The 10,456-nt window shown below is 67.4% G+C and carries 11 protein-coding genes and 1 pseudogene; all 12 read left to right on the forward strand.

Annotated elements, in window-relative coordinates:
- The first annotated feature begins 85 nt into the window (after nt 1-85).
- Nucleotides 86-1,351 (forward strand): glutamate-5-semialdehyde dehydrogenase, encoded by a 1,266-nt coding sequence (locus OGL92_RS19065; protein WP_263146658.1) that lies wholly within the window; start codon nt 86-88, stop codon nt 1,349-1,351.
- The gene (nadD, locus tag OGL92_RS19070) at nt 1,351-1,998 is read left to right on the forward strand and encodes a nicotinate-nucleotide adenylyltransferase (protein WP_263146661.1); all 648 of its coding nucleotides are present in this window, start codon (nt 1,351-1,353) and stop codon (nt 1,996-1,998) included. The genes OGL92_RS19065 and nadD overlap by 1 nt, the downstream gene beginning before the upstream one ends.
- 99 nt (nt 1,999-2,097) lie before the next feature.
- The gene (gene rsfS, locus OGL92_RS19075; protein WP_263146663.1) at nt 2,098-2,451 is read left to right on the forward strand and encodes a ribosome silencing factor; all 354 of its coding nucleotides are present in this window, start codon (nt 2,098-2,100) and stop codon (nt 2,449-2,451) included.
- Between the two features lie 7 nt (nt 2,452-2,458).
- The gene (rlmH, locus tag OGL92_RS19080) at nt 2,459-2,926 is read left to right on the forward strand and encodes a 23S rRNA (pseudouridine(1915)-N(3))-methyltransferase RlmH (RefSeq protein WP_263146665.1); all 468 of its coding nucleotides are present in this window, start codon (nt 2,459-2,461) and stop codon (nt 2,924-2,926) included.
- Between the two features lie 10 nt (nt 2,927-2,936).
- Nucleotides 2,937-4,826 carry a penicillin-binding protein 2 gene (mrdA, locus tag OGL92_RS19085; protein WP_263146668.1) on the forward strand — a complete coding sequence of 630 codons (1,890 nt, stop codon included), beginning with the start codon at nt 2,937-2,939 and terminating at the stop codon, nt 4,824-4,826.
- A 38-nt stretch (nt 4,827-4,864) separates the two neighbouring features.
- Nucleotides 4,865-5,968: a rod shape-determining protein RodA gene (gene rodA, locus OGL92_RS19090; protein ID WP_263146684.1), complete on the forward strand. Its 1,104-nt coding sequence runs from the start codon at nt 4,865-4,867 to the stop codon at nt 5,966-5,968.
- Nucleotides 5,969-6,009: 41 nt separating this feature from the next.
- Nucleotides 6,010-6,993, forward strand: a complete 984-nt coding sequence (mltB, locus tag OGL92_RS19095; protein WP_263146671.1) for a lytic murein transglycosylase B — start codon at nt 6,010-6,012, stop codon at nt 6,991-6,993.
- 3 nt (nt 6,994-6,996) lie between these two features.
- Complete coding sequence (locus OGL92_RS19100; protein WP_263146672.1) at nt 6,997-8,046, forward strand: septal ring lytic transglycosylase RlpA family protein; 1,050 nt, start codon at nt 6,997-6,999, stop codon at nt 8,044-8,046.
- A 110-nt stretch (nt 8,047-8,156) separates the two neighbouring features.
- Entirely contained in the window at nt 8,157-9,317 is a 1,161-nt protein-coding gene (locus OGL92_RS19105) for a D-alanyl-D-alanine carboxypeptidase family protein (protein ID WP_263146675.1), read from the forward strand.
- Between the two features lie 97 nt (nt 9,318-9,414).
- Nucleotides 9,415-9,693, forward strand: a complete 279-nt coding sequence (locus OGL92_RS19110; protein WP_263146677.1) for a DUF493 domain-containing protein — start codon at nt 9,415-9,417, stop codon at nt 9,691-9,693.
- Nucleotides 9,690-10,340: a lipoyl(octanoyl) transferase LipB gene (lipB, locus tag OGL92_RS19115; RefSeq protein WP_263146686.1), complete on the forward strand. Its 651-nt coding sequence runs from the start codon at nt 9,690-9,692 to the stop codon at nt 10,338-10,340. Before OGL92_RS19110 ends, lipB begins: the two co-directional genes overlap by 4 nt.
- A pseudogene (locus OGL92_RS19120) lies at nt 10,340-10,456 on the forward strand (lipoyl synthase); the annotation flags it as partial. The gene lipB and the pseudogene OGL92_RS19120, both read left to right, overlap by 1 nt.

Genomic DNA, 10,456 nt, shown 5'->3' on the forward strand with positions numbered 1-10,456 from the left:
TCCGGACCATCCGCCCGGCGCCGCTGGGCGCGGGCGGGGCACGCGGCTATAATCGCCCGATTTCCCTACTGCCGATCCCGAGACCATGACCGAGTCCGTCCTCGACTACATGACCCGCCTGGGTCGCGCTGCCCGCGAGGCATCGCGGCAACTCGCGCGGGCCAGCACCGCGCAGAAGAACCGTGCCCTGCAAGCCGCCGCCGCCGCCCTCGACGCCGCCCGCGCCGAACTGTCCGCGGCCAACGAGCAGGACCTGGCCAGCAGCCGCGCCAACGGCCTGGAGCCGGCGATGCTCGACCGCCTGACGCTGACGCCGGCGCGCATCGACGAAATGATCGAGGGCCTGCGCCAGGTCGCCGCGCTGCCCGACCCGATCGGCGAGATCCGCGACATGCGCTACCTGCCCTCGGGCATCCAGGTCGGCAAGATGCGCGTGCCGCTGGGGGTGATCGGCATCATCTACGAATCGCGTCCCAACGTGACCATCGACGCCGCCAGTCTGTGCCTGAAGTCCGGCAACGCCACCATCCTGCGCGGCGGCTCCGAGGCGATCCACTCCAACCGCGCTATCGCCCGCTGCATCCAGGCCGGGCTCGCCGAGGCGGGCCTGCCGGCGGCGGCCGTGCAAGTGGTGGAAACCACCGACCGCGAGGCCGTGGGCGCGCTGATCGGCATGCCAGAGTTCGTCGACGTGATCGTCCCGCGCGGCGGCAAGGGCCTGATCGAGCGCATCAGCCGCGACGCCAAGGTCCCGGTGATCAAGCACCTGGACGGTGTCTGCCACGTCTACATCGACGCGGCCGCCGACGCCGACAAGGCGATCCGCATCGCCGACAACGCCAAGACCCAGCGCTATTCGCCGTGCAACGCCATGGAAACCCTGCTGGTGCACGAGGCGATCGCCGCCCGCGTGCTGCCGCCCCTGGCCGCGATCTATCGCGACAAGGGCGTCGAGCTGCGCGGCTGCCCGCGGACCCGCGAACGGCTGGGCGACGACGTGCTGAAGGCCAGCGAGGACGATTGGTACGCCGAATACAACGCGCCGATCCTGGCCATCCGCATCGTCGACTCCCTGGACGACGCCATCGCCCACATCAATCGCTACGGTTCTCAGCACACCGACGCCATCGTGACCGAGAACTTCAGCGACGCGCGGCGCTTCATCACCGAAGTGGACTCCAGTTCGGTGATGGTCAACGCCTCCACTCGTTTCGCCGACGGCTTCGAGTATGGCCTCGGCGCGGAGATCGGCATCTCCACCGACAAGTTGCACGCCCGCGGCCCGGTCGGCCTGGAAGGGCTGACCAGCGAGAAGTACGTCGTCTTCGGCGACGGTCACGTGCGTAGCTGATGGCGGGCAAGCGTATCGGTGTGCTCGGCGGCACCTTCGACCCGATCCACATCGGTCACCTGCGCGGCGCGCTGGAGGTCGCCGAGCAACTGGCCTTCGACGAGCTGCGGCTGATCCCCAGCGCCCGCCCGCCCCATCGCGACACCCCGCGGGTGTCCGCGCAACAGCGGCTGGACATGGTCGCCCGGGCGGTGCAAGGTGTCGCGCCTTTGCGGGTGGACGACCGCGAGCTGAAGCGCGAACGGCCGTCCTACAGCATCGAGACCCTGGAATCCCTGCGCGCCGAGCTGGACGCCGAGGACCGCCTATTCCTGATACTGGGCTGGGACGCCTTCTGCGGCCTGCCGGGCTGGCACCGCTGGGAGGAACTGCTCGAACACTGCCACATCCTCGTGCTGCAGCGCCCCGATGCCGACAGCGAAGCGCCGGAAGCGCTGCGCGACCTGCTGGCGGCGCGCAGCGTCGGCGACCCGCAGGCCTTGAACGGCGCCTCGGGGCAGATCGCCTTCGTCTGGCAGACGCCGCTGGCGGTCTCCGCCACGCAGATCCGCAAGGCCCTGGGCGAAGGGCGCTCGGTGCGGTTTTTGGTCCCCGACGCGGTGCTGGCCTATATCCAGGCGAACGACCTGTACCGGGCGCCATGCTAGTGGGCCTGGCGGCTGCGTCCCCAACGAGGATTCACCCGGACGATTCATGCGCGCGCGGCCCGACGCCGAGCGACGCGACTTTTCACTGATGAGGTAGGCATGCACAACGAAGAACTCACCCAGGTCGCCATTGCGGCCCTGGAAGACTTGAAGGCTCAGGACATCACCACCATCGATGTCCGCGACAAGACCAGCGTCACCGATTTCATGGTGATCGCCAGCGGCACCTCCAGCCGCCACGTGAAATCCCTGGCCGAGAACGTGCTGGAGAAGGTCAAGGCGAACGGCGTCCGCCCGCTGGGCAGCGAAGGCCTGGAAGGCGGCGAGTGGGCGCTGCTCGACCTGGGCGACGTGGTGGTCCACGTGATGCTGCCGACCACCCGCCAGTTCTACGACCTCGAGCGCCTCTGGCGCGGGGCCGAGCAGAGCCGCGCGCAGGGCGCCGGGGAATAACGCCACTGTGCGGATCAAACTGATCGCCGTGGGTTCGCGGATGCCGCGCTGGGTGGAAGAGGGCTGGCAGGAGTACGTCAAGCGCCTGCCCGCCGAGTTGCCGCTGGACCTGGTGGAAATCGCCCTGCACACCCGCGGCAAGAATGCCGACGTGGCGCGGCTGATCCGCCAGGAAGGCGAGGCGATGCTGGGCAAGGTCCAGCCGGGCGAGCGCATCGTCACCCTGGAGGTCGGCGGGCGTCCCTGGAGCACCGAGCAACTGGCGGCCGAGCTGGACCGCTGGCGCCTGGAAGCGCGCACCGTCAACCTCATGGTCGGCGGCCCCGAGGGCCTGGCGCCGGAGGTGTGCGCCCGCAGCGAGCAGCGCTGGTCGCTGTCGCCGCTGACCCTGCCGCACCCACTGGTGCGGATTCTCGTCGGCGAACAGATCTATCGGGCCTGGACGGTGCTGTCCGGCCACCCGTATCACAAGTAGTGGGCGTTAGATGCCGCAGCCGATCCGCCTGAAAGACCACGAGAAAGACGCCCGTCTGGTGCGCAACCGGGTGATCGTCGGCGCGGTCGCCGTGTTGCTGCTGACCTGCGTGCTGATCGCCCGCCTGTATTACTTGCAGGTGATCCAGTACGAGTACCACTCGACCCTTTCGGAAAACAACCGGGTGCACGTGCAGCCGGTGCCGCCGACCCGCGGATTGATCTTCGACCGCAACGGCGTGGTGGTCGCCGATAACCGGCCGAGCTTCAGCCTGACCGTCACCCGCGAGCGCACCGGCGACTGGGAACAGGTCCTCGACGTGATCGTCGAGGTGCTCGGCCTCAGCGCGGACGACCGCGCGCTCTTCGAGAAGCGCATGAAACAGGGCCGCCGGCCGTTCGAGCCGGTGCCCATTCTCTTCGAGCTGAACGAGGAGCAGATCGCCCGTATCGCGGTGAACCAGTTCCGCCTGCCCGGCGTCGAGGTGGTCGCGCAACTGGTGCGGCACTATCCCCAGGGCACGCACTTCGCCCATTCGGTGGGCTACGTCGGGCGGATCAACGAAAAGGAAGTCAAGGAACTCGACCCGATCAACTACAGCGGCACGCACCATATCGGCAAGACCGGCATCGAGCGCTTCTATGAGCCGGAGCTACACGGCCAGGTGGGCTACGAGGAGGTCGAGACCAACGCCCGCGGGCGGGTGCTGCGGGTACTCAAGCGCACCGATCCACAGCCGGGCAAGGACATCGTGCTCAGCCTCGACATCCGTCTGCAGGAGGCCGCCGAGGCGGCCCTGGGCGGGCGCCGCGGCGCGGTGGTGGCGCTCGACCCACGTACCGGCGAGGTGCTGGCGATGGTCAGCCAGCCGAGCTACGACCCCAACCTGTTCGTCACCGGCATCAGCTTCAAGGACTACGCCGAGTTGCGCGACTCCATCGACCGCCCGCTGTACAACCGCGTGCTGCGCGGCCTCTACCCGCCCGGCTCGACGATCAAGCCAGTGGTGGCGGTGGCCGGCCTCGACAGCGGCGTGATCAACGCCTCGACCCGGGTGTTCGACCCGGGCTTCTACCAGTTGCCCAACTACGACCACAAGTACCGCAACTGGAACCGTTCCGGGGACGGCTGGGTGAACCTGGAAACCGCGTTGATGCGCTCCAACGACACCTATTTCTACGACCTGGCGCACAAGATGGGCATCGATCGGCTGCACGCCTACCTGAGCCGGTTCGGCATCGGCCAGCGGGTGTCCCTGGACATGTTCGAGGAAGCCCCGGGGCTGATGCCGTCGCGCGAGTGGAAACGCGCCACCCGGCGCCAAGTCTGGTACCCCGGCGAGACGTTGATCCTCGGCATCGGCCAGGGCTACATGCAGGCCACGCCGCTGCAAATGGCCCAGGCCACCGCCCTGGTGGCGAACAAGGGCAAGTGGATCCGCCCGCACCTGGCGCGCACCATCGAGGGCCAGCCGCCGGTCGATCCGGACCCGATGCCGGACATCGTCCTGCGCGACCCCGGCTACTGGGACCAGGCGCGCAACGGCATGGAACTGGTGATGCACGGCGCCCGTGGGACCGCGCGCAAGGTCGGCGAAACCGCCGCCTATCGCATCGCCGGCAAGAGCGGGACCGCCCAGGTGGTCGCCATCCGCCAGGGCGAGCGCTACGACCGCTCCAAGTTGCAGGAGCGCCATCGCGACCACGCCCTCTTTGTGGGGTTCGCCCCGGCCGAGAACCCCCGGATCGCCGTCGCGGTGATGGTGGAGAACGGCGAGTCCGGTTCCGGCGTGGCGGCGCCGGTGGTCAAGCAAGTGATGGACGCCTGGCTGCTCGGCGAGGACGGCCAGCTCAAACCCGAATACCGTTCGCCCCAGCCGAGCCCGGACCCTGCCCGATGACCACCAATTTCGATCGCACCCTGTCCAGCGAAGACGTGATGCGCCGCCGCGCCACGCTGCTGCAACGCCTGCATATCGACGGCCTGTTGCTGTTGCTGTTGCTGGTGCTAGCCTGCGGCAGCCTGTTCGTCCTCTATTCGGCCAGTGGCAAGAGTTGGGACCTGCTGACCAAGCAGGCCAGCTCCTTCGGCCTGGGCCTGGTGGCCATGGTGGTCATCGCCCAGTTCGAGCCGCGCTTCCTCGCGCGCTGGGTGCCGATCGGCTATGTGCTCGGGGTGTTGCTGCTGATCGTGGTGGACATCATGGGGCACAACGCCATGGGCGCCACGCGCTGGATCAACATCCCCGGGGTGATCCGTTTCCAGCCGGCGGAGTTCATGAAGATCCTGATGCCGGCGACCATCGCCTGGTACCTGGCCAAGCGCAGCCTGCCGCCGCGGTTGAAGCACGTGGTGGTCAGCCTGGCGCTGATCGTGGTGCCCTTCGTCCTGGTGGTGCGCCAGCCCGACCTGGGCACCTCGCTGCTGATCCTCGCCTCGGGCACCTTCGTGCTGTTCATGGCCGGCCTGCAATGGCGCTGGATCGCCGGCGCGGTGGCGGCGGTGGTGCCGGTGGCGGTGGGCATGTGGACCTTCGTCATGCACGACTACCAGAAGCAGCGCATCCTCACCTTCCTCGATCCGGAGAGCGACCCGCTGGGCACCGGCTGGAACATCATCCAGTCGAAAGCCGCCATAGGCTCCGGCGGCGTTTTCGGCAAGGGCTGGCTGCTGGGCACCCAGTCGCACCTGGATTTTTTGCCGGAAAGCCATACGGACTTTATCATTGCGGTCCTCGGCGAGGAGTTCGGCCTGGTCGGCATCTGCCTGTTGCTGCTGATCTACCTGCTGTTGATCGCCCGCGGGCTGGTGATAACCGCCCAGGCGCAGACATTGTTCGGTAAGCTGCTCGCCGGCAGCCTGACCATGACGTTCTTCGTCTATGTCCTGGTCAACATCGGCATGGTCAGCGGGCTGTTGCCGGTCGTGGGGGTCCCGCTTCCCTTCATTAGCTACGGTGGAACTTCGCTGGTGACGCTACTGTCAGGGTTTGGGGTTTTGATGGCGGTCCACACCCATCGCAAGTGGATCGCACAGGTTTGATAAGAGTGAAGAATTTGAAGCAAGCAGTGCGGGGATGGGTGATGCGGGCCGGCGCAGTCGGCATGGCCGGCATGCTCGGGGGCGTCGCCCAGGCATGGGCCGGCGCCTACGAAGGGTCGCCCCAGGTGGCCGAGTTCGTGGCCGAGATGACCCGCGATTACGGGTTCGCCGGCGAGCAACTGGTCGGCCTGTTCCGCGAAGTGGAACGCAAGCAGGCGATCCTCGATGCGATCTCCCGGCCCGCCGAACGGGTCAAGCCCTGGAAGGAATACCGGCCGATCTTCATCACCGACGCCCGCGTGCAGAAGGGGGTCGATTTCTGGAATCGCCACGCCGATGCCCTGGCCCGCGCCGAGAAGGAATACGGTGTGCCGGCCCAGGTGATCGTCGCGATCATCGGCGTCGAGACCTTCTACGGCGGCAACACCGGCAACTACCGGGTGATCGACGCGCTCTCGACCCTGAGCTTCGATTACCCGCCGCGGGCGCCGTTCTTCCGCCAGCAGCTCAAGGAGTTCCTCCTGCTGGCCCGCGAGGAACAGGTCGATCCGCTCGCCCTGAAAGGCTCCTATGCCGGTGCCATGGGCTTGCCGCAATTCATGCCCAGCAGCTTCCGCGCCTACGCCGTGGACTTCGACGGCGACGGTCACATCAATATCTGGAGCGACCCGGTGGACGCCATCGGCAGCGTCGCCAGCTACTTCAAGCGCCATGGCTGGGTGCCCGGCCAGCCGGTGGTCAGCCGTGCCCAGGTGCGCGGCGAGCGGGTCGACGAAGGCCTGACCGCCGGCCTCGACCCGGTGAAAACCGTCGGCGAGCTGCGTGGCCTGGGCTGGGCCAGCGCCGACGCGCTGCGCGACGAGACCCCGGTGACCGCCTTCCGTCTGGAAGGCGAGGCCGGTCCGGAATACTGGCTGGGCTTGCCGAATTTTTACGTGATCACCCGGTACAATCGCAGCGCGATGTACGCCATGGCCGTGCATCAACTTTCCGATCTATTGCTCCAGGCACGAGGCAGGCCTTAACCGATGCGATTTTTGCCGCTCAGATGCGTGGCGCTCAGCGCCCTGGCCCTGCTCGTCGTGAGTTGTTCGAGCAGCCGCGCGCCGCAACCGGTCCAGCCGGGCAGGACGGTCTCCGGCCCCGGCGACTTTTCCCGACCGCACCGCGACGGCGCGCCCTGGTGGGACGTCGACGTTTCGCGGATTCCCGACGCGGTGCCGATGCCCCACTACGGCGCGGTGAAGGCCAACCCCTACACCGTGCTCGGCAAGACCTACTACCCGCTCAGCGAGAGCCGGCGCTACCAGGCGGTCGGCACCGCATCCTGGTACGGCACCAAGTTCCATGGCCAGGCCACCGCCAACGGCGAGGCCTACGACCTCTATGGCATGACCGCCGCGCACAAGACCCTGCCGCTCCCCAGCTACGTGCGGGTGACCAACCTGGACAATGGCAAGAGCGTGATCCTGCGGGTCAACGACCGGGGTCCTTTCTATTCCGATCGGGTCATCGACCTGTCCTTCGCCGCGGCGAAGAAGCTCGGCTACGCCGAAGTGGGCACTGCGCGGGTCAAGGTCGAGGGCATCGATCCCTACGAGTGGTGGGCGCAACAGGGCCGCCCGGTGCCCATGGTGCTGGCGCAGCCGCAGATGGCCAAGGTGCCGCCGGTGCCGATGCCCAAGGCCGCCCCGACCGCGGTCGCCAGCAGCCTTCCCGCGGCCGGCGGCGCGCAGCCGTTCGCCCAGCCCATCGAGCAGTACACGCCGCCGCCCCAGCAGCATGCGGCGGCCATGCTGCCGGTGCAGATCGACTCAAAAAAAAACGCTTCAGTCGCAGCATCTGGCCTGTATCTCCAAGTGGGCGCCTTCGCCAATCCGGACGCTGCGGAGCTTCTCAAGGCGAAGCTGAGCGGAGCGGTGACTGCGCCGGTCTTTATCAGCTCGGTGGTGCGCAACCAACAGATTCTGCACCGGGTGCGCCTGGGGCCGATCGACACGCAGGGTGAGGCCCAGCGTGTGCAAAACAGCGTGCGTCTGGCCAACCTGGGCCAGGCGACGCTGGTGCGACAGGATTGACCGTCGCGCCTTATGGCCGACCCGCGCGGGCCGGCCATAGGGATGTGGGCATGCCGCGCCGGCAGCGAGTCCGGCGGCGATACCTTTATCAGCGAACCTCAGAGAGACGGATGAAAATCACCAGCTTTGCCAAACGCCTGTTCCTGCTAGTCCTTGTCATCGCAGCGCCCTACGCGGGGGCTGCCGAGCAGGTGGTGCCCTCACCGCCGCAACTGGCCGCCAAGGCCTACGTGCTGATGGATGCCGCCAGTGGCGAAGTGCTGGTGCAGAACAACGGCGACGAGCGCCTGCCGCCGGCCAGCCTGACCAAGCTGATGACTGCGTACATCGCCACCCTGGAGATCCGCAAGGGCCAGATCGGCGAGAGCGACCCGGTGACCATCAGCGAACACGCCTGGCGCACCGGCGGCTCGCGGATGTTCGTTCAGGTCAACACCCAGGTGTCCGTCAGCGACCTGCTGCACGGGATCATCATCCAGTCCGGCAACGATGCCAGCGTCGCGGTGGCCGAGCACATCGCCGGCAGCGAGGACGCCTTCGCCGACATGATGAACACCACGGCCGCCAGCCTGGGCATGAAGGACAGCCACTTCATGAACGCCACCGGCCTGCCCAACCCGGAGCACTACTCCACCGCCCACGACATGGCGCGCCTGGCCCGGGCGATCATCTACGAAGACCCGGCCCACTATGCGATCTATGCGCAGAAGGAGTTCTTCTGGAACAACATCAAGCAGCCCAACCGTAACCTGCTGCTGTGGCGCGACAAGACCGTCGACGGCTTGAAGACCGGCCACACCGATGAAGCCGGCTATTGCCTGGTGGCGTCCGCGGTGCGCGATGGCCAGCGGCTGATCGCCGTGGTGTTCGGCACCAACAGCGAGCAGGCCCGCGCCGCCGAGACGCAGAAGCTGCTGACCTACGGTTTCCGTTTCTTCGAAACCCAGACCTTCTACCAGAAGGGCGCCGAGCTGGCGAAGAGCCAGGTCTGGAAGGGCGCCACCCGCGAGGTGAAGGCCGGTCTCGCCCAGGACCTGACCCTGACCCTGCCACGTGGCCAAGCGAAGAAGCTGCAAGCCAGCATGACCCTCAACCCGCAACTGGTCGCGCCGATCAATCAAGGCGACGTGATCGGCAAGGTAGAGGTGAAGCTGGAGGACAAGGTGGTCCACACGGCCGATCTGATCGCCCTGGAGCCGGTCGAAGAGGGTGGTTTCATCCGCCGCCTGTGGGATAGCATTCGCTTGTTCTTCTACGGCCTGTTCAACTGACACGCCGCCCGACCCCCACTGCCGACCGCCGCCCGCGACGCGCTCCCCCGGGAGCCCGCGGGCGGCCGTCATCGCGGGCTCAGCGTCCGCCGCCGCCATGACCGATACCGACGTACAATCTCCGAAAATCGAATTCCCCGCCGAACGCTATCCGATCAAGGTGATCGGCGACGCCGGCGAAGGCTTCGCCGACCTGGTGATCGAAGTGATCCAGCGCCACGCGCCGGATCTCGACGTCGCCACCCTGACCGTGCGCGACAGCCGCAATGGTCGCTTCCTGTCCGTCCACCTGCTGATCACCGCCACCGGTGTCGAGCAATTGCAGGCCATCCACAGCGACCTGCGCGCCACCGGCCGCGTGCACATGGTGCTCTGATGGCGACGCTGGGGTTCCGCGAGCTGGGCCAGGTGCCTTACGAGCCGACCTGGCACGCCATGCAGCGCTTCACCGACGCCCGCGACGCCGACACCGCCGACGAGGTCTGGCTGCTGGAGCACACCGCGGTATTCACCCAAGGCCAGGCCGGCAAGCCCGAGCACCTGCTGTTCCCCGGGGAAATCCCGGTGGTCCAGGTGGACCGTGGCGGCCAGGTGACCTACCACGGCCCCGGCCAACTGGTCGCCTACCTGCTCCTCGACGTGCGCCGTCTCGGCTTCGGCGTGCGCGAGCTGGTCACCCGCATCGAACGTAGCCTGATCGAACTGCTCGCCGGCTACGGCGTGGTCGCCGAAGCCAAGGTCGAGGCTCCGGGCGTCTACGTCGAGGGGGCGAAGATCGCCTCCCTCGGCCTGCGTATCCGCAATGGCCGCTCCTTCCATGGCCTGGCGCTCAACGTCGACATGGACCTGGAGCCGTTCCGCCGCATCAACCCCTGCGGCTATGCCGGCCTGGCGATGACCCAATTGCGCGATCTGGCCGCCGGGCCGATCGATTTCGCCGAGGTGAGTGCCCGGCTGCGTGCGCAGCTCGTCTCACACCTCGACTACGCTGAACAGAAGACCCTTCCGGGCGGTATCGACTGATGACCACTGCGCAAGATCCCGTGCACACCCTGATCCCCACGCTGAACGTCACCGAGCGGCCCGCTCCGCGCGCCAAGGTCGAAGCCGGCGTCAAGCTGCGCGGCGCCGAGAAGGTG

Source organism: Pseudomonas sp. RIT-PI-AD (assembly GCF_025642785.1).
Classification (GTDB): Bacteria; Pseudomonadota; Gammaproteobacteria; order Pseudomonadales; family Pseudomonadaceae; genus Pseudomonas_T.

Excerpts from the sequence above, each read along its gene's own strand:
- OGL92_RS19100 (WP_263146672.1), top strand. The coding sequence starts at position 6,997 with ATGCGATTTTTGCCGCTCAGATGCGTGGCGCTCAGCGCCCTGGCCCTG.
- mrdA (WP_263146668.1), top strand. The coding sequence starts at position 2,937 with ATGCCGCAGCCGATCCGCCTGAAAGACCACGAGAAAGACGCCCGTCTG.
- mltB (WP_263146671.1), top strand. The coding sequence starts at position 6,010 with ATGCGGGCCGGCGCAGTCGGCATGGCCGGCATGCTCGGGGGCGTCGCC.
- OGL92_RS19065 (WP_263146658.1), top strand. The coding sequence starts at position 86 with ATGACCGAGTCCGTCCTCGACTACATGACCCGCCTGGGTCGCGCTGCC.
- OGL92_RS19110 (WP_263146677.1), top strand. The coding sequence starts at position 9,415 with ATGACCGATACCGACGTACAATCTCCGAAAATCGAATTCCCCGCCGAA.
- OGL92_RS19105 (WP_263146675.1), top strand. The coding sequence starts at position 8,157 with ATGAAAATCACCAGCTTTGCCAAACGCCTGTTCCTGCTAGTCCTTGTC.
- nadD (WP_263146661.1), top strand. The coding sequence starts at position 1,351 with ATGGCGGGCAAGCGTATCGGTGTGCTCGGCGGCACCTTCGACCCGATC.
- rodA (WP_263146684.1), top strand. The coding sequence starts at position 4,865 with ATGCGCCGCCGCGCCACGCTGCTGCAACGCCTGCATATCGACGGCCTG.
- rsfS (WP_263146663.1), top strand. The coding sequence starts at position 2,098 with ATGCACAACGAAGAACTCACCCAGGTCGCCATTGCGGCCCTGGAAGAC.